Source organism: Nonomuraea sp. NPDC005983 (assembly GCF_040614375.1).
GTDB lineage: Bacteria > Actinomycetota > Actinomycetes > Streptosporangiales > Streptosporangiaceae > Nonomuraea.
This window is the reverse complement of sequence record NZ_JBEXUP010000030.1, coordinates 12,278-33,087: the sequence shown is the minus strand read 5'-3', so window position 1 is coordinate 33,087 and position 20,810 is coordinate 12,278. Positions and strand designations below refer to the sequence as shown.

The 20,810-nt window shown below is 72.6% G+C and carries 19 protein-coding genes; 13 read left to right on the top strand and 6 right to left on the bottom strand.

Going from position 1 to position 20,810, the window contains the following annotated elements; genetic code table 11:
* Window positions 1-21: 21 nt before the first annotated feature.
* Together ABZ297_RS16275 and ABZ297_RS16270 are read right to left on the bottom strand one after the other, a co-directional pair.
* Window positions 22-1,131 carry an SWIM zinc finger family protein gene (locus tag ABZ297_RS16275; protein ID WP_355345825.1) on the bottom strand — a complete coding sequence of 370 codons (1,110 nt, stop codon included), beginning with the start codon at window positions 1,129-1,131 and terminating at the stop codon, window positions 22-24.
* Window positions 1,128-3,857 (bottom strand): DEAD/DEAH box helicase, encoded by a 2,730-nt coding sequence (locus tag ABZ297_RS16270; protein ID WP_355345822.1) that lies wholly within the window; start codon window positions 3,855-3,857, stop codon window positions 1,128-1,130. Before ABZ297_RS16270 ends, ABZ297_RS16275 begins: the two co-directional genes overlap by 4 nt.
* Window positions 3,858-3,960: 103 nt before the next feature.
* Between ABZ297_RS16270 and ABZ297_RS16265 the strand changes: the two genes are divergently transcribed.
* From ABZ297_RS16265 to ABZ297_RS16250, 4 genes are all read left to right on the top strand, one after another.
* Window positions 3,961-4,578 (top strand): DedA family protein, encoded by a 618-nt coding sequence (locus ABZ297_RS16265; RefSeq protein ID WP_355345819.1) that lies wholly within the window; start codon window positions 3,961-3,963, stop codon window positions 4,576-4,578.
* Window positions 4,562-5,647, top strand: a complete 1,086-nt coding sequence (locus ABZ297_RS16260; protein WP_355345816.1) for a histidine kinase — start codon at window positions 4,562-4,564, stop codon at window positions 5,645-5,647. Before ABZ297_RS16265 ends, ABZ297_RS16260 begins: the two co-directional genes overlap by 17 nt.
* Window positions 5,638-6,282 carry a response regulator transcription factor gene (locus ABZ297_RS16255; protein ID WP_355345813.1) on the top strand — a complete coding sequence of 215 codons (645 nt, stop codon included), beginning with the start codon at window positions 5,638-5,640 and terminating at the stop codon, window positions 6,280-6,282. The genes ABZ297_RS16260 and ABZ297_RS16255 overlap by 10 nt, the downstream gene beginning before the upstream one ends.
* 128 nt (window positions 6,283-6,410) lie before the next feature.
* Window positions 6,411-6,956 (top strand): dihydrofolate reductase family protein, encoded by a 546-nt coding sequence (locus tag ABZ297_RS16250; protein ID WP_355345810.1) that lies wholly within the window; start codon window positions 6,411-6,413, stop codon window positions 6,954-6,956.
* Between the two features lie 38 nt (window positions 6,957-6,994).
* Here the strand turns inward: ABZ297_RS16250 and ABZ297_RS16245 are convergent, their stop codons facing one another.
* Window positions 6,995-8,215, bottom strand: a complete 1,221-nt coding sequence (locus tag ABZ297_RS16245; RefSeq protein ID WP_355345807.1) for a transposase — start codon at window positions 8,213-8,215, stop codon at window positions 6,995-6,997.
* The gene (gene tnpA / locus ABZ297_RS16240) at window positions 8,208-8,603 is read right to left on the bottom strand and encodes an IS200/IS605 family transposase (RefSeq protein ID WP_355345804.1); all 396 of its coding nucleotides are present in this window, start codon (window positions 8,601-8,603) and stop codon (window positions 8,208-8,210) included. Before tnpA ends, ABZ297_RS16245 begins: the two co-directional genes overlap by 8 nt.
* A gap of 149 nt (window positions 8,604-8,752) precedes the next feature.
* Between tnpA and ABZ297_RS16235 the strand changes: the two genes are divergently transcribed.
* From ABZ297_RS16235 to ABZ297_RS16220, 4 genes are all read left to right on the top strand, one after another.
* Window positions 8,753-8,980, top strand: coding sequence for a hypothetical protein (locus ABZ297_RS16235; protein ID WP_355345801.1), 228 nt, complete (start codon window positions 8,753-8,755; stop codon window positions 8,978-8,980).
* Window positions 8,981-9,136: 156 nt separating this feature from the next.
* A complete protein-coding gene (locus ABZ297_RS16230) occupies window positions 9,137-10,585 on the top strand; it encodes an alpha/beta fold hydrolase (protein ID WP_355345798.1) in 1,449 nt (482 codons plus the stop codon).
* Between the two features lie 7 nt (window positions 10,586-10,592).
* Window positions 10,593-11,696, top strand: a complete 1,104-nt coding sequence (locus ABZ297_RS16225; protein WP_355345795.1) for a sensor histidine kinase — start codon at window positions 10,593-10,595, stop codon at window positions 11,694-11,696.
* Complete coding sequence (locus ABZ297_RS16220) at window positions 11,693-12,352, top strand: response regulator transcription factor (RefSeq protein ID WP_355345792.1); 660 nt, start codon at window positions 11,693-11,695, stop codon at window positions 12,350-12,352. Before ABZ297_RS16225 ends, ABZ297_RS16220 begins: the two co-directional genes overlap by 4 nt.
* A gap of 7 nt (window positions 12,353-12,359) precedes the next feature.
* On the opposite strand, the gene ABZ297_RS16215 is transcribed toward ABZ297_RS16220, so the two are convergent.
* Window positions 12,360-13,937, bottom strand: a complete 1,578-nt coding sequence (locus tag ABZ297_RS16215) for an ATP-binding cassette domain-containing protein (RefSeq protein WP_355345789.1) — start codon at window positions 13,935-13,937, stop codon at window positions 12,360-12,362.
* A gap of 52 nt (window positions 13,938-13,989) precedes the next feature.
* Between ABZ297_RS16215 and ABZ297_RS16210 the strand changes: the two genes are divergently transcribed.
* On the top strand, window positions 13,990-14,637 hold the full coding sequence (locus ABZ297_RS16210; RefSeq protein WP_355345787.1) for a TetR/AcrR family transcriptional regulator: 648 nt from the start codon (window positions 13,990-13,992) through the stop codon (window positions 14,635-14,637).
* Window positions 14,638-14,663: 26 nt separating this feature from the next.
* Here the strand turns inward: ABZ297_RS16210 and ABZ297_RS16205 are convergent, their stop codons facing one another.
* Window positions 14,664-15,986, bottom strand: a complete 1,323-nt coding sequence (locus ABZ297_RS16205) for an MATE family efflux transporter (RefSeq protein ID WP_355345784.1) — start codon at window positions 15,984-15,986, stop codon at window positions 14,664-14,666.
* 91 nt (window positions 15,987-16,077) lie between these two features.
* Here ABZ297_RS16205 and ABZ297_RS16200 point away from each other — a divergent pair, with 91 nt between their 5' ends.
* Genes ABZ297_RS16200 through ABZ297_RS16185 form a run of 4 tightly spaced genes read left to right on the top strand, consistent with a single transcriptional unit; the run spans window position 16,078 to window position 20,697 of the window.
* Window positions 16,078-17,601 carry an ABC transporter substrate-binding protein gene (locus ABZ297_RS16200; RefSeq protein ID WP_355345781.1) on the top strand — a complete coding sequence of 508 codons (1,524 nt, stop codon included), beginning with the start codon at window positions 16,078-16,080 and terminating at the stop codon, window positions 17,599-17,601.
* The gene (locus ABZ297_RS16195) at window positions 17,586-18,533 is read left to right on the top strand and encodes an ABC transporter permease (protein ID WP_355345778.1); all 948 of its coding nucleotides are present in this window, start codon (window positions 17,586-17,588) and stop codon (window positions 18,531-18,533) included. Before ABZ297_RS16200 ends, ABZ297_RS16195 begins: the two co-directional genes overlap by 16 nt.
* Window positions 18,533-19,324 (top strand): ABC transporter permease subunit, encoded by a 792-nt coding sequence (locus ABZ297_RS16190; RefSeq protein ID WP_355345932.1) that lies wholly within the window; start codon window positions 18,533-18,535, stop codon window positions 19,322-19,324. Before ABZ297_RS16195 ends, ABZ297_RS16190 begins: the two co-directional genes overlap by 1 nt.
* Window positions 19,321-20,697 (top strand): ATP-binding cassette domain-containing protein, encoded by a 1,377-nt coding sequence (locus ABZ297_RS16185; protein ID WP_355345775.1) that lies wholly within the window; start codon window positions 19,321-19,323, stop codon window positions 20,695-20,697. The genes ABZ297_RS16190 and ABZ297_RS16185 overlap by 4 nt, the downstream gene beginning before the upstream one ends.
* Window positions 20,698-20,810 lie beyond the last annotated feature (113 nt).

Sequence of the window (20,810 nt, the reverse complement as noted above, 5' to 3'; positions counted from 1 at the left end):
CCGCTGGGCAGGCCGGGCAACTCAGGTGTGCAGCAGCGCCGACGGGTCCCTGTCGGGCGGGCCTGCGGGCCACCACTCGCCCTCACGCAGGGTGAACGGGTACCACCGGCCGTCGCGGCCGTAGCGGAGCTGCAGGGAGCCGAGGGTCCACCGGTTGCGCCAGGTTTCCAGCCGCGGCGGCTGCTCGCCCTCCCAGGCGGACTCCAGCAGCGCCTGGGCCCTGGCCAGGTCCTGTTTGGGCGGCGTCCAGGAGGTCTCCAGCGCGTCGAGGCCGTCAGCGCCGCCGAATCGCCAGGCCCGGACGGCCGCCTCCAAACCGAGGTCGAGATCGTGCGCGGCGGCCAGCCGGACGCGGTCCTGGTACTCGGTCAGGACGGGCAGCCGCCCCGACACCAGCACCTCGCGGGCCCGGGAGGCGGCCGAGGCGGCGAGCACCTTCAGCGCGGCCACGTCCACGCCCGGGGCGGGCTCCAGCGGCAGCGGGGAGAAGGGGACGTCGAGCGGCGGAGCCGCCGGCAGCGGCGGCACGCCCAGCGCGAACGCCTCCCCGGCCGGAACGCCAGGTGCGGCGCGGGCGGGCAGGTCGCGCCGCTGGAGCGCCTCGATGAGGTCCTGCTCGCCGCGCCCGCGCATCAGCAGCAGCACGAACGGGTCGGCGTCGAGCAGCCAGGACGTCTGATAGCACAGGGCGGCGGCGTGCTTGCACGGGTGACCCCAGTCGGGGCAGGAGCACTCCGGCTCCAGGTCGCCGACGGCGGGCAGCAGGGGGACGGCGGCGTCCTCGGCGGCCTCGACCAGCTCGTGCGGCATGTCGCGGTCGAGCAGCGCGGCGATGTGCCCGGCCTTGGCGGCCACCTGGTCGAGGAAGCGTTCCCACTCGGCGTCGGTCAGCTGCTCGACCCGGACGACGGTGTCGTACTCGCTCTCGGTGACCGCGGCGATCCGGCCGGGGCTGACGGCGATGGGGCCGACCTGCCCGGTCTTGGCGTAGGCGCGGCCCTTGCGGAGCAGGCCCTGGTCGAGGCTGGTGTCCTCCAGGGCCTTCACCCAGGCCCGGCCCCACCAGGAGGTGGCGAACCGGGCTCCGGCGCGCTGCGGAGGAAAGGCGGGAAATCCTCTGACTGCGTTCATCTCAGCTCCACCAGCGCGGCGAGTTCGGCATCTGTCAGTTCGGTGAAGGCGGCCTCTCCGGCGGCCAGGACGGCTTCGGCCAGCGAGCGCTTGGCGGCGAGCATCGCGGCGACGCGGTCCTCGATCGTGCCCTCGGCGATCAGCCGGTGCACCTGGACCGGCCTGGTCTGGCCGATGCGGTAGGCGCGGTCGGTGGCCTGGTCCTCCACGGCCGGGTTCCACCAGCGGTCGTAGTGGATGACGTGGTCGGCCCGGGTGAGGTTGAGCCCGGTGCCCGCCGCCTTGAGCGACAACAGGAAGACGGGGGCGTGCCCGTCCTGGAAGCGGCGGACCATCTCCTCGCGGCGGGGCACGGGCGTGCCGCCGTGCAGGAACTGGGTGGCGACGCCCCTGGCGCCGAGGTGCCTTTCCAGCAGCCGGGCCATGGCGACGTACTGGGTGAACACGAGCACCGCGCCGTCCTCGGCGACGATGGTGTCGACCAACTCGTCGAGCAGTTCCAGCTTGCCGGACCGGCCGGCCAGCCGGGGCTCGGCCTCGTGCAGGTAGTGCGCCGGGTGGTTGCAGATCTGCTTGAGCGCGGTCAGCAGCTTGACGATCAGGCCGCGCCTGGCCATGCCGCTCGACTCGGCGATCTGCGTCATGATCTCCCGCACGACCGCCTCGTACAGCCCCGCCTGCTCGGTGGTCAGGGCCACCGGGCGGTCGGTCTCGGTCTTGGGCGGCAGCTCGGGGGCGATGCCGGGGTCGGATTTGCGGCGGCGGAGCAGGAACGGGCCCACCAGCCGGGCCAGCCGCTCGGCCGCCTGCCTGTCGCCGCTCTCGACGGGCCTGGCCCACCGGGAGCGGAAGCGGGCGAGCGGGCCGAGCAGGCCGGGGGTGGTCCAGTCGAGGATGGCCCACAGCTCCGACAGGTTGTTCTCCACGGGGGTGCCGGTCAGCGCGACGCGGGCGCCGGCGGGGATCTCGCGCAGCGCCTTGGCGGTGCTGGAGGACGGATTCTTGACGTGCTGGGCCTCGTCGGCCACCAGCAGGCCCCACGGGTGCGCGCCCAGCTTGGCCGCGTCCAGCCGCATGGTGCCGTAGGTCGTCAGGACGAACCCGTCGTCGGCCAGGGCGCGGTTGGGCCCGTGGAAGCGCCGGACGGGCACGCCGGGAGCGAAGCGGGAGATCTCCCGCTCCCAGTTTCCCAGCAGCGACGCCGGGCAGACCACCAGCGTCGGCCCGCTGCCGCGGCGGTGCAGGTGCAGCGCGATCAGGGTGATCGTCTTGCCCAGGCCCATGTCGTCGGCCAGGCAGCCGCCGAGGCCGAGTGAGGTCATCCTGGCCAGCCAGCGCAGCCCCTGGAGCTGGTAGTCGCGCAGCCGCGCGGCCAGCCCGTCAGGCGCGTCGATCCGCTCCGGCTCGGCCAGCCGGTCGCGCAGTTCCTCCAGCCAGGCGGTGGGGTGGACGTCCACCTGCTCGCCGTCGATCTCGACGGTGCCGGTCAGCGCGGCGGCCAGCGCGTCGAGGCCGGTCAGCGGCTTCAGGTCGCGCTGGCGGGCCTTGCGGGCGAGGTCGGGGTCGATGAGGACCCACTGGTCGCGCAGCCGCACCACCGGGCGGTGGGCCTCGGCCAGGGCGTCCATCTCGGCGGCGGACAGGCGCTCGCCGCCGAGCGCGAGCTGCCAGTCGAAGCTGGTCAGGTGGTCGCCGCCGAGGAACGACGGCAGGTCGGACGGCGCCAGGTCACGCTCGCCGATGACGGCCCGCGCGCTCAGCCCGCGCACCATGGACCTGGGCCAGTGCACCTCGACCCCGGCCGCGGCCAGCCGCTCGGCGGCCCCGGCGAGCAGCTCCTCCACCTCGCCGTCGGACAGCACCAGCTCGTCGGGCACCGCGCTGTCGAGCAGCCGCCCCAGCGGGCCCCACACGCCGGCCGCGCGCCGGACGGCGATGGTGGCGTCGATCCTGGCCCGGCCGCCGAGCCCGGGGTCGCGCCCGTCCCACAGGTCGGCGGCGTCCACCACCAGGGACGGGTCGGCCAGGCTGTGCAGCTGCGCCACCGCGCGGAAGTCGGCAGTGGCCGGGTCGGCGGACTCCAGCCGCAGCGACAGCCGCACTCCCGAGTCGAGCCCGGCCGACACCTCCTCCGCCCAGCCGCGCAGGTGGGGCACCTTCACCGGTTTGACGGCCGCGAACGCCTGGCCGCCCGTGGCGCGCACCGCTCCGGGTGAGCGCGGCATCGCGTCGGCCACCGCGTCCAGGAAGGCCCGCACGCAGGTCTCCGCGTCGGGCAGCAGCACGGCGTCGTGATGCTCGGCTTTCGCGTCGAGCGGGACGGCCCGCGCGGAGGCGGGCATGGCGTCGGCCAGCTCGCGGATGCGCTGGACGTCGGCCGCGTCGAACGGCCCCGCGCGCCAGGAGTCGAAGTCGCTCGCCGTCACCCCGGGCAGGATGCGGCCCCGGGTGACGAGCTGGAGGGCGACCAGCGCCGCGGCGCCCCAGAAGCGGGCCGCCGGGTGCGCGTCCGCGTCGGCGCGAGCCCTGGCGAGCACCGCGACCGCCTCGGCGACCGGTACGGTCGTCGCCGCGGCCGCGCGCAGGCGCACCTGCCCGTCGTGCGGTTCGGCGACGTTCACCGTGGCCTCGCCGTCGGGGTCGAGGAAGGCCAGGTGGCCGCTCCTGGGCGGGTCGCCGGGTTGGAAGACGACCGGCAGCCGGGTCAGGTCCGTCAGTGAGCTCACGGCCGTACAGTGTACGGTACGGCGGGGGTGTGGTTTACCACAGGCGCGATCCGGACGCCCGCCTCATTCACCTCCGACTCCGATCATTCGTAGCCTCTGGGGCATGACTGACTGGGTTGTTGACCTGATGGACACCCTCGGCGCGCCGGGTGCGGGCATCGCGATCGCGTTGGAGAACCTGTTCCCGCCGCTGCCGAGCGAGGTGATCCTGCCGCTGTCGGGCTTCACCGCGAGCCGCGGCCAGATGGACCTGCTGGACGCGCTGCTGTGGACCACGATCGGCTCCGTGGTGGGCGCGCTCGCTCTGTACTGGGTGGGCGCCCTGCTCGGACGCGACAGGGTGCTCGCGATCGCCGCCAAGCTGCCGCTGGTCAAGGCGTCCGACATCGAGAAGACCGAGGCGTGGTTCCTGCGGCACGGCAGGAAGACCGTGTTCTTCGGCCGGATGATCCCCATCTTCCGCAGCCTGATCTCCATTCCGGCAGGCGTGGAACGCATGCCGCTGCCCACCTTCACCCTGCTGACGACCGCGGGCAGCGCCCTGTGGAACAGTGTCTTCGTGCTCGCGGGATACTTCCTGGGCGAGAACTGGTCGCTGGTGGAGTCCTACGTGGGCATCGGCACGAACGTGGTGATCGGGGTGGTCGTGCTCGCGGTGCTGGTCTTCGTCGGTGTCCGGCTGTCGGAGCGGCGCAAGGGGCGTCATGCGAACGGCCGCTGAAGGGCTCAGGCAGCTCGCCGCGGTGACGCTCGGCTCGCTCAGCGCCCTGGTCGAGCTGGCGTTCCTGCTGGTGACGCTGCCGCTGCTCGGCCGGCCGAAGGTGCGGGCGGCGGCCGGGCGGCTGGCCCTGCTCGAAGCCCGTCGCCTGCGCCTGGACCCCGCCGGCTTCGACACCGGCCGGGCGGTGCCCTACCTGGCGTCGCGGGCGGCCGTCGGCGTGCTGGGCGGCGTGGTCGTGGCGCTGCTGGTGATCGGCCTGGTGACGGGCGCGCGGATCGCGTGGGCGTGGGGCACCGGCGAGACCTTCGACGGAATGGCGCCCTCCCCGGCGCTCCTGCTCTACATGGCCGTCGGCGGGGGCGTACTGCTGTTCCTCGACCTGTCCGGCGTGGCGGGGGTGCACGCGCTGGAGCGGCGGCTGGCGCTGCGGATGCTCGGGCCCGATCCGACCGCGGCACTGGAACGCAGGATCGCCGAGCTGGCCGAGAGCCGCGCCGGGATCGTCGCCGCCGTCGACTCCGAGCGCCGCAGGATCGAACGGGACCTGCACGACGGGCTGCAGCAGCGGCTGGTGGCCCTGTCCATGCTGATCGGACGGTCCCGGCGGGGCCGCCCCGAACTGCTGGAACAGGCCCACGAGGAGGCCCAGCAGGCGCTGGCCGAGCTGCGGGAGGTGGCCTGGCGGGTGTACCCGAGCGGGCTGGACTCCTTCGGCCTGGGGGAGGCGCTGGCCGGGCTGGCCGAGCGAGCCGGGGTGCCGGTCAAGGTACGCTGCGACCTCGCCGCCCGTCCGCCGATGGAGGTGGAGACGGCCGCGTACTTCGTGGTCAGCGAGGCGGTGACGAACGCCGCGAAGCACGCCCGGGCCACCCTGGTGACCGTGGACGTCCACCAGGAGGAGATGATGATCGTCGTACGGGTGCGTGACGACGGCAGGGGCGGGGCTGTGGCGTCCGGGGGCGGCCTGTCGGGGCTGGCCCGCCGGGTGGCGGCGCTCGACGGCCGGTTCGCGGTCGACAGCCCGCCGGGCGGTCCGACGACGGTCGGGGCGGAGCTGCCGTGCGGGTGATCCTGGCGGAGGACTCGACGCTGCTGCGCGAGGGCCTGGTGCGGCTGCTGGCCGAGGAGGGGCACGAGGTGCCCGCCGCCGTGGGCGACGCCACGGCGCTGGTGGAGGCGGTGGCGGCGCACGTCCCGGACGTCGTGGTGGTGGACGTGCGGATGCCGCCCACCCACACCGACGAGGGCCTGCGCGCCGCGCTGGAGATCAGGCGGCGCTGGCCCGAAGTCAGGGTGCTGGTGCTGTCGCAGTACGTGGAGAAGAAGTACGCCACCGAGCTGATGAGCGGGGACGTGGAAGGCGTCGGCTACCTGTTGAAGGACCGGGTCGCGCAGGTGGCGGACTTCCTCGACGCGCTCGACCGGGTGGCGGCCGGGGGCGCGGCGTTCGATCCGGAGGTGGTGCGCCAGTTGCTGGCCCGTACCTCGCAGACCGACCCGCTGGCCACGTTGACGCCGCGCGAGCGTGACGTGCTGGAGCGCATGGCGCAGGGGCTGACCAACGCCTCGATCGCCCAGGAGCTGCACGTGTCGCAGAGCGCGGTGGAGAAGCACGTCAACTCGCTGTTCGACAAGCTGAGGCTGTCGCACACCACCGGTTACAGCCGCCGCGTGCTGGCCGTCCTCCGCTTCCTGGAATCGTGACCTCGAACGGGCGCCGCGAGCGGGCCCCACCTGCTTCATCACCGACAGCTGAGACTGTCTTGACAATTTTATTTTTCGGTGGGACGCTGAGGGCATCTCGCAAGACGATGCACACAGAGGAGAGACCGATGAGGAAGATCGTCGCAGGGCTGTTCATCTCGCTGGACGGCGTCGTGGAGTCCCCGGAGAAGTGGCACTTCCCGTACTTCAACGACGAGATGGGCCAGTCGGTCGGCGCGCTCATCCAGAGCTCCGACGTGATGCTGCTCGGCCGCCAGACCTACCTTGAGTTCGCCGCCCACTGGCCCAACCAGGACCCGGCCACCGACCCGCTGGTCGACGTCATGAACAACAAGCCCAAGTACGTCGCCACCACCACCCTGGAGACGGCCGACTGGCAGAACACCACGCTGCTCAAGGGCGACCTCGCCGACGAGCTCGACACGCTCAAGCGGCAGCCCGGCAAGGACATCGGCATCACCGGCAGCCCCACCCTGGTCACCTCGCTGCTGCGCGACGGCCTGCTCGACGAGCTGCACCTGCTCGTCCACCCGATCGTCATCGGCAGCGGCAAGCGGCTGTTCGACGGCGCCTACGGCCAGATCCCGCTCAAGCTCACCACGTCCAAGACCTTCAGCACCGGCGTGCTCAACCTGACCTACGAAAGGGCCTGACCGTGACTCCTCCCCCTCGTAAACGAGGGGGCTTCTCGCTACGCCGCGCTGGCGTCGCGGAGGACCAGCCCGGCCCTCTTGATGTTGCTCGCCCCGACCACGTCCGCGTTGGCGGTACACCCGCATGCCACGCAGGCGAAGTCGGCTTGGACCTTGCGGTTGTCTCCGCTGGCGTGCCCGCACTGCGGGCAGGTGCGGGAGGTGTTGGCGGGGTTCACCGGGATCAGCTCTCGACCGGCGCTTTCAGCCTTGTGCGCGAGGATGCCCAGAAACACCCCCAACCCGCGTCCAGAAGGCTCGTTGTTCAGCCCGGCCTTCGCGGCTGCCCCGTTGGCCAGGAACACGCCCGCCTGCTCGGGGTCGGGCTTGGCCTTCGGGCTCTTGGTCATGTTGGCGATCCGCAGGTCCTCGACCGCGATCATGTCCACGCTGCGGACCAGCGCGAGCGCGGTTTTGTGCGCGTGGTCGGATCGCTGCCGGGCCACCGCACGATGAAGGCGGCCGATCTTCTGCGCTGCCTTGCGGCGGCGCTTCGAACCGCGTTTCGTGCCCGCGTAGGCGCGCTGCGCGGCGGCCAGCTCCTGTTCTGCGGTTTTGAGGTAGCGCGGGTTGGGGATGTGACCGTGTTCGTCGGTTACCCCGGCAATCGGCTCGCTGGCGGTGGCGAAGTGGACCACGCCCATGTCCACGCCGATCTCGCGGCCAGTCGCGGGTAGTGGCACAGCGGGCACGTCGTCGCAGGAGACGACCACGTACCAGCGCGAGCCTTCCCGCTTGACCTCGACCTGCTTGACCCGGCCGCGCACCGGACGGTGCTGATGCACCCGCACCTGCCCGATCCCGTGCAACTTCACGAACGTCGCGCTGGGATGGCGGGGCTGGCAGTCCCACTTCGCGCCGTCGCCCTCGACGAAGGTGACCGTGTCGAACCAGCCCCGCCCCTTGAAACGCGGGTAGCCGGGCGTCTGACCCGCTTTGACGCGGCGGAAGAAGGCCTCGAATGCCTTGTTCAACCGGCGCAGCGTCTGCTGCTGGCTGGTGAACGACCAGCGGCCCTGCCCTGCCGGGTCATCGGTACGGATCTCCTTCAGCTGCGCGGACTGGTCCCCGTACCGGATCGAGATCTTCGCCCGGTGGTATGCTTCGCGGCGCTCTTGCAGTGCCGCGTTGTACAGCGCCCGGTGATCGTCCAGCATCGCGGTCAGCATGATCTGCTGCTTGACCGTGGGACGCAGCAGGAACTTGAACGACCTACGCATCAGCGCCCCCACTGTTGGGGACGCGCTCGTACTGAGCCTCGATACAGCGCCGCACGCTCACCGCTCCCACACTCGCCACGACGTACGAGCGTGACCACAGACTCGGAAGCCGGGAGCGCAGATGGGGAGAGGTGGATCCATTGAACTGGTTCGCCACGTACGAGGTCGAGCGCTTTGGGTGTGACTTGACGAACAGGTGCATGTGGTCAGGCATCACCTCTGAGGCAATGATTTCCCACTCGTGCTCTGCGGCCTTGGCGCGGATCAACTCCTCCAGCCGGGTCTTGACCCAGCCGCCCACGACACGGCGCCAGTACTTGGAGCGCCACACCACGTGGTAGCCCAAGTCGTACGCCGCACTGGGAGAAGGACGCACCTGACGAGGCACCCGATCATTATGAGATCCGCGCTCCTATAAGCGCAGTGGTTTCTGAAGAAAGCCGAAATTCGCAGGTAAAGGCGCGCTCAGGCGCCAGAGCGCCTTCCCGCTCGGCATTCCCCACTCCCTGAAGGAAGCAGTCCCCTGCCTTCGACTTGATGGCCGCCAAGACCGTCGCCGACAAGCTCCTCATCAAGCCGCGTACCACGGTGTGGATCTCTGACCCGGAACACCGCGGCCTCGTCGAACCGCTGCCGGAGGGGGCAGGCCACGTCGCCGAGTACGGCCTGTGCCCCAACGGGCAGGTCGCGGTCGACGAGGTCTGGTCGGCGCTGCGCTTCCGTCCCCTCAAGGAGGGCGAGCCCTCCTTCACGGGCGGCCGCTGACCTCCACTTCCGCCAACCTTCGGGCGAGAAAGCGGCGGTGGCCAGCACATGCCCCCACTCCTGGCGGAAGACGGTGGCGAGGTCGGCGTGCACGGCTCAGAGGATATGCCGAACGGCAGATGCCGGCCCGGGGCGCTCGGCGCGAGGCTGCGTCCCATGCGAATCCTGAGCACCACGCTGACCGTTCTCGCCCTGGCGGTGACGGCGGCGGCGACACCTCCGGCATCGGCCCACTCCCTGGACTGGGTGGCGTGCGGAGACGGCCTCGAGTGCGCCAAGCTGACCGTGCCGGTCGACTGGAAGCGGCCCGACGGGCCGAAGACCCAGGTGGACCTGGCCAGGATGCCCGCTCGCGACCCCCAGCGCAGCCTCGGTCCGCTCGTGGTCAACACCGGCGGCGGCGCGACCATCCAGCCCGTGCGCTCCATGCTCGCGACGGTGTCGGAGCTGACCATCTGGTTCGACGTGGTCCTGGTCGACCCCAGGGGCATGGGCGACAAGGGCAGTCCCTCACTCGTCGAGTGCGCCACACCGCAGCCAGACATCGCCGAGCTGATCCTGCGGCCCGGCGAGGCGGGCTGGCGCGCGCAGGCCAGGGCGAACGCCGCCTACGACGCCTCCTGCCGCGCGGCCATGGGCGGCGCCTACGCGGGCCTGACGTCCTGGCAGGTGGCCCACGACCTGGAGGCGCTGCGCGCCGCGCTCGGCGCCGACAGGCTGCGCTATCTCGGCAACTCCTACGGCACCGTGTACGGCCAGGCGTACCTGGAACTGTTCCCCTCCAAGGTCGGCCGGATGGTTTTGGACGGCGTCGCCGACCACACCCGGCCGTCGCTGGAACGCTGGCTGATGGACAACGCGCGCACCGAGGAGCGGCAACTCGGCCGCTTCCGCGACTGGTGCGCGGCCGGGTGCGCGCTGGGCGACGACGACGCGATCAAGGTGTTCGACGACCTGCTCGCCCGCGCCCGCCGCGCCCCTCTGCCCGCGGGAAAGGGGACGGTGAACGAGCGGAAGTTCCTCGTCGCGGTCCGGGAGGGGCTCACCCCGCCTGCCTGGCCGCGCCTGGCCGCGGCGCTGCGCAAGGCCGCCGACGGCGACGCCACCGACCTGGCCGAGCTGCGGCCCCTGCCTCCGGAGACCCCCGGCTACCCCCACGGCGCGATGCTGTGCCACGACTTCATGCCGCGCCTGCCCGGCTACCGCGCCTTCCTGGCCATCGAGTCGCGCCTGCGCGCGGCCGCGCCTCGGATCGGCTGGATCCAGGGCCGCTACCAGGTCGCCCGCTGCCTCGGCATCGGGAAGGACCCCGCCAACCCACCCCACCCGCTGCAGGCCAAGGGCGTGCCGCCCGTGCTGGTCGCCATCGGCGACACCGACGACAACACCCCGAACCTCGCCGCCGAGCACCTGGCCGCGCAGCTTCCCGGGGCGCGGGTGGTCAGGCACGGCGACGGGCACGCCGCCTACCTCATGCAGAGCGCGTCCGGGCTGGGCGGCACCTGCCTGCGCCGGTACGTGCACGACTACCTGACCACCGGGACGCTGCCGCCGGCCGGGGCGCGCTGCCCCGGCGACCTGGTGGCTAGGATCCCCCGGGGGTGAGCCGACCGTGATCGGAGCGTGGCGGGCACTGCCGGCGCAGGTCCAGGACGCCGTGCTGGCGGCGGCGACGACGCTGCTGATCTTGGGGGTCCCGCTGCTCGGCAGCGACACGCGCGGGCTCACGCCCCTGTGGGGGGTGCTGGTGTGCGCGGTGTGCGCGCCGCTGGCCGTGCGCCGCCTCCTGCCGATGACGGCCGCGCTGGCCTCGGGCGCGGCGGGCCTGCTCGCGGTCGTTCTCCAGCTGCCGCAGGTCGGCGCCTGGGTGACGACAGCGGCGTTCGGCTCGGCCGCCTACCACCGCGACCGGGGGCGGTCGCTGCCCGCGATCGGCGCGACCTGCTGGCTGGTCACGTTCGACCTCGTCCAGAGCTGGCCCCCGTCGTCTGCGTCCCGGCTGGTCATGTCGGTGGCCGCCGGGCTCTCGCCGGTCGCGCTCGGCCACATCCTGCGGCTGCGCCGCGACCAGGCCCGGCAGGCCGTCCTCGTCGAGCGGGCGGAGGAGCGCGCCAGGATCGCCCGCGACGTGCACGACGTGGTGGGCCACCACCTCAGCGCGATCCGGCTCCAGGCTGTGGGGGGACGGCGGGGCACCCCCGACGACGCGGCTCGGGCCCTGGACGTGATCGCCGAGATCTCCGGCACCGCGCTCGGCGAGACCCGGCGGCTGCTCGGCCTGCTCCGCGACGACGCCGACGCCGGAACCGACCTCGGCGCGCTGATCGCCCGCCTGTCGCGTCAGGGGTTGCGCGTCCGGCTGGACGGTGACATTCCGCAGGAGTGGACGCCGTTGGAGGTGCGGTACGCGGTGTACCGGATCGTGCAGGAGTCGCTGACCAACGTGATGCGGCACGCGGGCGTCTCGCAGGCCCGGGTGCGGGTCGTCCGGAGCCGGGGAAGCGTGCTGGTCGTCGTGGAGGACGGCGGGCGGGCGGTACCCGGCGATCCCGCTCTGCCCGAGGGCCGTGGGGTGCGCGGGATGCGGGAGCGGGCGACGCTGCTCGGCGGCACGCTGACCGCGGGGCCACGCGCCCCCCACGGCTGGCGCGTGACCGCTCGCCTGCCGCTCGACGATGGGACGGTACGCCGCGACAGCGAAGGAGCCGACCGGTGAGCATCCGCGTGATCGTCGCCGACGACCAGGCGCCCACCCGGGAGGGCCTGCGCCTGCTGCTGTCGTCCGAACCGGGCCTGGAGGTGGTGGCGGCGGCGTCCGACGGGTTCGAGGTGGTCGAGATGGCCAGGCGGCACCGGCCCGACGTGGTGCTCACCGACATCCGCATGCCTCGCATGGACGGGCTGGCCGCGATCCGCGACCTGCTGGCCCTCGACCCCGCACCGGCCGTGGTCGCCCTGACCACGTTCAACCTGGACGAGTACCTGTTCGGCGCGTTGCAGGCGGGCGCGGTCGGGTTCCTGCTGAAGGAGAGCGACCCCGGGCTGATCCTCGACGCGGTGCGGGTCGCCCACGAGGGGCACGGGCTGGTGGACCCGCAGGTCACGCCCCGCCTGCTGCACCGGTTCGCGGCCACCTCACCCCGGCCTGCCACGGGCGAGCTGGCCACGCTGACGCCGCGCGAGACGGACGTGCTGCGCCACCTGGCCGCCGGAAGAAGCAACGTGGAGATCGCCAGGACGCTGGTCATCTCACCGGGCACGGTCAAGGTCCACATCGAGCGGATCCTGGCCAAGCTCGGGCTGCGGACCCGCGTGCAGGCGGCCGTCTACGCCCACCGCCACGGGCTCGTCACCTGGGACGACCTGCCCTGACCCCGGCTCAGAGATCCCAGCGCGGCTCCGCGCTGTGGCGGACCTCCCCGTCGGCGGTGAAGATCAGGTAGCGGTCGAAGTCGGCGGCGAACCAGCGGTCGTGGGTGACTGCCAGTACGGTCCCCTCGAAGGCCGACAGGCCGTGCTGGAGCGCGTCGGCGCTGGCCAGGTCGAGGTTGTCGGTCGGCTCGTCGAGCAGCAGCAGCGTGGCGCCCGACAGTTCGAGCAGCAGGATCTGCAGCCTGGCCTGCTGGCCTCCCGAGAGCGTCTCGAACCGCTGGTTTCCGGCAGGGGCCAGCTCGTAGCGGGCCAGAGCGGCCATGGCGTCGTTGCGTTCCATCCGGTGCCCGTGCATGACGAGGTCGGCCACGGCCTGACCGTGCAGGTCGGGGCGGGAGTGGGTCTGCGCGAACAGACCCGGCCGGACGCGCGCGCCGAGCCTGGCCTCGCCGGTGTGGGGGATGGGCTCGCCCGCAAGCAGGCGCAGGAAGTGGGACTTGCCGGTGCCGTTGAGGCCGAGGACCGCGACGCGCTCGCCGTACCAGATCTCGGTGTCGAAGGCGTCCAGCAGGCCGGTCAGGCTCAGCCGCTCGCAGGTGACGGCGCGCTTGCCGGTACGCCCGCCGCGTAGGCGCATGCGGATGTTCTGCGGTTTGGGCGCCTGCTCGGGCGGGCCCGCCTGCTCGAACCTGGCCAGTCTGGTGACCGCCGCCTGGTAGGAGGTGGCCAGGGCGTCGTTGTGGGTGGCGCGCTGGCGCAGGGTGTGGACGATGCCGCGCAGCCGGTTGCGCTCGTCGTCCCAGCGGCGGCGCAGGTCGCGCAGCCGGTCGGCGCGTTCGGCGCGGGCCTGGGCGTAGCCGGCGAACCCGCCGCCGTGGACCCACACGCCGCGCGCCTCCACGGTGATGATCCTGTCGGCGGTCTCGGCCAGGAGGCGGCGGTCGTGCGAGACGAGCAGCACCGTCTTGGACGTGGCCCGCAGCTCGCCTTCCAGCCACTGCTTGGCGGGCACGTCCAGGTAGTTGTCGGGCTCGTCGAGCAGCAGCACCTCGTCGGGGCCGCGCAGCAGCGCCTCCAGCATGAGCCGCTTCTGCTCGCCGCCCGACAGCGTGCCGAGCGGGCGCGCGGCGACCTGGTCGTAGGGCAGGCCGAGCGCGACGGTGGCGCACACGTCCCAGACCACTTCCAGTTCGTAGCCGCCCGCGTCGGCGTAGTCGCTGAGCGCCTGGGCGTAGCGGAGCTGGGCGGGCTCGTCGTCCTGGTCGCGGGCGAGGGCCGCCTCGGCGCGGGCCAGCGTGGCGGTCGCGTCCCTGATCCGTCGCGGGGCCACGGCCAGCAACAGGTCGGCCACCGTCCCCTCGCCGAGGAACTGCCGCATCACGCCGATCCCGCCCGAGACGGCCACCCGGCCGGCGGCGGGTTCCAGCTCCCCGGCGACCAGCCGCAGCAGGGTGGTCTTGCCCGCGCCGTTCGGGCCGACCAGCGCCGCCTTGACGCCGTCGCCGACCTTGAAGGACACCTCGTTCAGCAGCAGCCGCCCGTCGGGCAGCAGGTAGGTCAGGTCACTCACCTCGACATGGCTCATCGTTCTATTACTAGACCATCGATCCGGTACTCGTACAGCGTATTATGATCGAGTGGGAAGCGAGAGCGTGTGGTTGCGGCCACGCAAGCAGGAGCGGCAGACCCTCACCCTGGGCCGGATCGTCGCCGAGGCGGTGGCCCTGCTCGACGAGGAGGGCGCGGCCCGGCTGACGATGCGCCGCCTGGCCGAGCGGCTCGACACCGGCTCCACCACCCTGTACTGGCACGTCAGAACCAAGGACGACGTCCTCGACCTGGCCCTGGACGCGATCTTCGGCGAGGTGCCGGTGCCCCGCCCCGGGCCGTGGCGGGCCCAGGTGAGCGAGCTGCTGGCCGGGTGGCGGGCGACACTGCTGCGCCACCCGTGGTCGGTCGGGCTGCTCGACCGCCCGATGATGGGCCCCAACGCGCTCGGACGCACCGAGTTCCTGTACGCCACCCTGGCCGCCGCCGGGTTCTCCGGGGCCGACCTGCCGGCGGCGGCGCACAGCCTGGCCACGTTCGTCACCGGCTCGGCCACCACCCAGGCGGGGGAGCGCGGCGGGGCGGCCCCGCCCGAGCACCTGCGCGACCATCCGACGCTGGCTGAGCACGGCCTCGACCACGACTGGGACGACACCTTCACCCGCGGGCTCGGCTACCTGCTCGACGGGATGGCCTCCAGAGTCACCCGCCACTCCCACGGGTCAGGTCAGGGCTGAACCACGAGCGGCGATCGACGCTGGGGCTACTGCGCTGACAGTACGGCCAGCCTGCGGGAGAAGCGACGCAGGAGCAGGCCGGCCGTGGCGCTGAGGCCGCCGAGCAGGCCCAGCCAGGTGCCCACCGCTCCGAGTCCGGCCGGTCCCGCCAGCAGGGCCGCGAGAGGAAGACCCACGAGCCAGTAGCCGACCAGGGTCAGCCGGAAGCCGCTCCTGGTGTCGTCGAGGCCACGCAGCAGGCCCACGCCGATGTTCTGGGCGCAGTCGACGAACTGCATGACGGCGGCCACCACGAGCAGGCTGGTGGCGATGGCGAACGCCGTTCCGCCCTCCTCGCCGAGGAACGGACGCAGGACGAGGCCGGGCAGGACGAGGTACAGCACCGCGACGACGGCCATGACGGCGGCGCCGCAGGCGAGGGCGGCTCGCGCGATGCGCCGGGCCTGACCGGCCTGCCCCAGGGCGATCTGCCTGCTCACGCCGATAGAGGCGGCGTGCGACAGGCCCACGGAAACCTGGAAGACGATGTAGACGAGCTGGTTGACGGCGGTGTGCGCGGCCAGGGCGGCGGTGCCGGAGGTGCCGATGAGCAGGGCGACGACGGAGAAGAACCCGGCCTCGGAGCCGTAGGTGGCCGCGATCGGCAGACCGAGCCCGGTGAGCCGGCGCACTGTCTCGGGACGGGCCCGCCAGACGCGAAAGTTGAGCGCCGGGGCCAGCTCCTGGTCGCGCCGGGCGGAGACGTACAACGCGGCGAAGGTCGCCAGGTAGACGGCGCTGGTCGCGGCGCCGATCCCGGCCAGCCCGAGCGGTTGGACGAGCGCGGCGTTGAGTGCGGCGTTGACCACGATCGAGGCCAGGGTGATGCGCAAGAGCGCCTGCGGGCGGCGCATGCCGACGGTGAACTGCCGAAGCGCCTGGAACCACAGGCAGGGCAGCAGGCCGGGCGCCAGCGCCCACAGCATCGGCCGCATCCGCTCGATCACCGCCGGCTCCTGCCCCAGCAGGGCGACGGCCTCGCCGATCAGCACCATGGCCGCGCCACCGACGATACCCGCGATCGTCGCCAGCGCCATCGCGGCGCGGACCAGGTCGCCGACGTCCTCTTCGCGCGCGTGGGCGGCGGCGACCTGGTTGCCGACGGCGGTCACCAGTCCGACGCCCATGGTGCGCAGCTGGTTGAAGATGACCATCGCCAGCCCGCCTGCCGCCAGCGCCTCCACGCCGAGCAGGCCGAGCATGAGGGTGTCGGTGGTGGTCAGCGCCACCTGGGCGAGCTGGGTGAGGGCGAGGGGTACGGCGAGTCCGGCCAGTTCGCGTACGTCGTGGCGCAGGGGGGACGTTGTCACGCCGTTTTCTCTCCCTTTAGGATAGGCAAACCTAACCAAGAATATCGCCATGAATGAGGATGAAGTGGACCTGAGTAGGCGACAGCTTCTCATGACCGCAGGAGGAGCGAGCCTAGCGGCGCTGGTCGCGGCCTGTGGCAACGGGTCGAAGCCCGGCTCCGCCCCCGCCACCCAGCCGGCTCAGGCGCAACCCACCAGTGGCGGCACCCTGCGCATCGGCGCGCTGGGCAAGGCGAGCGCGATCACCCGCGATCCCCACGGCACGCAGGCCAACGAGAGCGACTACCTGATCATCAGTCTGATCTACGACACACTGACCGTCCCGGGGGCCACCGCCAACACCGCGCCCCGCCTGGCCAGCGAGTGGAAGGCGGACAAGGACGTCACGACGTGGCGGTTCACGCCGGCACCCGGCGCGACCTTCCACGACGGCACACCGGTGACCGCCGAGGACGTCGCCTGGTCGCTGCGCCGCCTGCGTGACACCCCCGCCGGTCCGGCTCGGCTACCGGGCGTTACGTCCGCGAACATCAAGGCGGACGGGGACACGGTCGTGCTCACCTCCGACTACCCCAACGCCGACCTGCCGCTGATGATGCGGCTGACGACGTTCGTCATGAAGAAGGACACCAAGGAGGTGGCCGGCGCGCCCGGCACCGGCCCGTTCAAGCTCGACTGGTACCGCGACGGCAACGCTCGTCTGGTGCGCAACGACAACTGGTACGCGGGCAAGCCGCACCTCGACGCGATCGAGGTGAAGATCTTCGAAAGCCCGCAGGCCATGGCCAACGCGCTGCTGGCCGGGCAGATCGACGTCGCCTCCAACGTGGGCGCCGTCGCCGCCCGCGTCGCCGCCGGCCGCCCCAGCGTGCAGGTGCTCCGCCGACCCGACGACATGGCGATGCCGATCGTCATGCGCACCTCCCAGGGCAGCCCGTACGCCGACCCCCGGGTCCGCGAGGCACTCCGGCTGGCCGTGGACCGTGAGGCGATGGTCAAGCAGGTGCTCAGCGGGTACGGCAAGGTCGCCAACGACGTGCTCGGCACCGGCGACCCCGCCTACGCCAAGGACCTGCCGCAGCGCGCGCGTGATCTGGCCCGGGCCAAGCAGCTGCTGCAGGAGGCCGGTTTCGACCTGTCCAAGACCTACCCGCTGCACACCACCGACGACATCGCCGGTCTCGCCGAGTCGGCCGCGCTGTTCGCCACCCAGGTGCGTGAGGCGGGCGTACAGATCGAAGTCGTCAAGCAGGACTCCGGCGCGTTCTGGGACAAGACCTGGCTCAAGGGCGACCTGTACACCACCTACTGGGGCACCAACGACTCGGTGCTGTTCTTCGCCAGCAAGCTCCTGCTCACCGGTGCGGGCCAGAACGAGTCGGGCTGGAGCGACGCCGCGTTCGACCAGGCGTACAAGGAGGCCGTGGGCACCCTGGACGAGGCCGCCAGGGCCAAGGCGATGCGCACGCTGCAGGAGATCGAGCACGAGCGCTCCGGCTACGTGCTGTGGGGCATGGCCGACGGCATCGACCTGGCCGGAGCGGCCGTCCGCGACCTGCCGAAGCTTCCCGGCTACGGACGCGTGCAGCTTGAGCGGGTATGGCTGGCTCACTGACGGCGCTACGGCTCGGCTGGCTTCTCGCCCGCCGGGTCGGCCTGCTCGCGGTCCTGCTCGCGCTGGTCTTCGCGGTCGTGGAGGCACTGCCGGGCGACGCCGCCGACGCGACCGCCGAACGCGGGGAGAGCGCCGCCGACGTCGCCCGGCGACGCACCCTGCTCGGCCTCGACCAGCCGGTGTTCGTACGGTTCCTCCGCTGGATGGCTGGGCTGCCCACCGGGGACCTCGGCGTCTCCGCCCACGGGGAGAAGGTCTGGAACCTGCTGGCGGGGCCGCTGCCCAACACGCTTCTGCTGGGTGGCGTCGCTCTGGCCGTCACCGTCGCCACCGCGCTCGCCGTCGGCTGCTGGGCCGCGCTGCGCCCGGGGTCGGTGACCGACCGGGTGATCTCGGCCTCGGCCACGGCCGTGCTGGCCCTGCCCGAGTTCGTGATCGCGGTGGCGCTGGTACTGGTGTTCGCGCTGTGGACGGGCCTGCTTCCGGCGGCGACGCTGGCCGGGGCGGACGGTTCCCCTGCCACATGGACGATGCTGGTGCTGCCGGTGCTGGCGCTGGCCATCCCGCAGATCGGGTGGAACGCGCGGATCGTGCGCGGCGCGATCGCCGACGAGGCGCGAGCACCGCACGTGGTCGCCGCCGTCCTCGACGGTCTGCGGCCCCGGCGCGTCCTCACCCACCACCTGCTGCCCGGCGCGCTGCCCGCCATCGCCGTGGGCGCGGCGACCTCCACCGGGATGCTGCTGGGCGGCGCGGTCGCGGTAGAGACGATCTTCAACTATCCCGGGGTCGGCGCGCTCCTCGCGGGAGCCGTGGCAGACCGCGACACCCCGATCATCGCCGGCGTGGTGGCGCTGACCGGCCTCGCGATCACGTTGGTGCTGCTGGTCGCCGACCTGATCCGCTCCTGGGCCGCGGGAGGCCGCCTGTGATGCGTCTGCTGCCCGCGCTGGTCCTGCTGCTGGTGGCGTTGGGCGGACCGCTCCTGGCCCCCTTGCCGATGGACCAGCCGGTCACCATCCCCTTCGGGCCCGCCGGAGCCGATGGCGCGTTGCTCGGCGGAGACCAGCTCGGCCGCGACGTCCTGAGCAGGCTGCTGTACGGGGGGCGCGACCTGGTCCTGTCCTCCGTCGTCGTCGCGCTGCTCGTCACCGCCGTCGCGGCGCTCCTGGGCGTGGCCGGAGCGTTGCGTCCCGCCTTCGGCCGGTTCGTCGAGCGAGCCACGGACGTATTCATGCTGCTGCCCGCCGTCCTGGGCATCCTGCTGGTCACCCAGGCGTGGCCGGGCGGCGGCCCGTTCGCCCTCGTGACCGCCGCCGTCGCGCTCGGCGTCCCCTTCGCCGTCCGGTTCATGACCGCCGCCGCGGCGCCCGTCGTGGCCACCGGCTACGTCGAAGCGGCCATCGCCGGTGGCGAGCGTACCTGGCGTCTCATCGTCCGCGAGGTGCTGCCAAACCTGCGTTCCACCGTTCTCGCCCTGTTCGGGCTGCGTTTCGTGGAAGGCGTCTACGTGATCTCCACTGCCGCCTTCCTCCAGATCGGCCCCCAGCCCCCGGCCGCCGACTGGGCGTTGATGATCCGCGAGAACAGCGCCGGGCTCGTCCTCAACCCCTGGGCCGTGCTGGCGCCCGGCATCGCGATCGCCGCGCTGGCGATGAGCGTCAACCTGGCCGCCGGGGCGTTGGCCCCCAAGGTACGTACGTCGGAGGTGGCGGTCCTGTGACCCCGTATGCCGTGGCGACCGGCCTGACCGTGGCCGCCCCCGGCGGGCCCGAGTTGCTGTCGGGCGTCGACCTGGCCGCACTGCCTGGGCGCGTCCTGGCCCTGGTGGGCGCCTCGGGCTCGGGCAAGACCACCCTGCTGCGCGCGCTGCTCGGAGACCTGCCTCCGCGTACCGCCCGCCACGCGGGAGACGTACGGGTGCTCGGCGTGGACGTGTTCGGTTGCGGCCCGGAGGCGCTACGCGAACTGCGGCGAAGACGCCTGGCCTTCGTGGGACAGGACCCGGGCTCGGCGCTCAACCCCAGGATGCGCGTGGCCGCGGTCGTCGCCGAGACCGGCACCGGCCTGACTCATGACGACGTCGCCGGCCTGCTCGGTGAGGTCGGCCTGGCCGACGTCCCCGAGTTGCCCAGGCGCAGGACCGTCGAGCTCTCAGGCGGCCAGCAGCGCAGGGTCGCTCTGGCCAGGGCGCTGGCCCGCCGGCCCGACCTGCTGCTCCTGGACGAACCCACCGCGGGGCTCGACCCCTCCGCGCGCGCGGAGATCGGCGCGCTGCTGCGGCGGCTGGCCAGGGAGCGGGGAGTCGCGGTGGTGATGTCCTGCCACGACCGGGAGCTGGTCGCCCAGGTGGCCGACGACGTGCTGGAGCTGCCCGGTGGCGTGCCCTCTCAGCCGTCTGCCCTCCGGCCGCCGCGCCGCTCCGGGACACCTGAGCAGGAGACGGGCCTGCGTGCCGAGGGGCTGGCCGCGCATGTGGGGCCTGCGCGTCTGCACGTGCTGCGCGGCGTCGACCTGCACGCGCCCTCGGGGACCGCGGTCGGCGTCGTCGGCCCCTCGGGGTCGGGCAAGACCACGCTGCTGCGCACCCTGGTCGGCCTGCACCCGCGCTCGGGCGGCTCCCTCACGCTGGACGGCCTCGCCCTGCACCCCGACGTGCGACGCCGAGGGCGGGAGCTGCGCCGCCGGGTGCAGTTCGTGCCCCAGAACCCGATGGGAGCGCTGAACCCCTCGGCCACCGTCGGGGCCGCCCTGCTGCGGCCGGTGCGGCTGCACCGCCGGCGCCCGCGCTCGGCGGGATCGGAGCGCGTGGGCGAACTGCTGGAACAGGTCGGACTGAGCCCCGACCACGCCGGCCGGTATCCGCACGAGCTGTCAGGCGGCCAGCGCCAACGGGTCTCCATCGCACGAGCCCTGGCCGCCGAACCCGACGTGCTGATCTGCGACGAGGTCACCTCGGCCCTGGACGCCGGCACCGCCCGCGCGGTCATGGACCTCCTGACCGGCCTGCGGGAGACACGGGGCACGGCTGTGGTCTTCGCCTCGCACGATCTCCGACTGGTCCAGGATTACGCCGACGGCGTGGTGACGGTCTAGCCGGTACTTTCGTCGCGGAGGAGAGGGGACTTCCGAATCTGGGCCGGACGTCCCCTGGCCTCTAGCGTTTCGGGGCGTGAACTCCGTCGCCGGGCGCGCCGCCTGACCGCGTA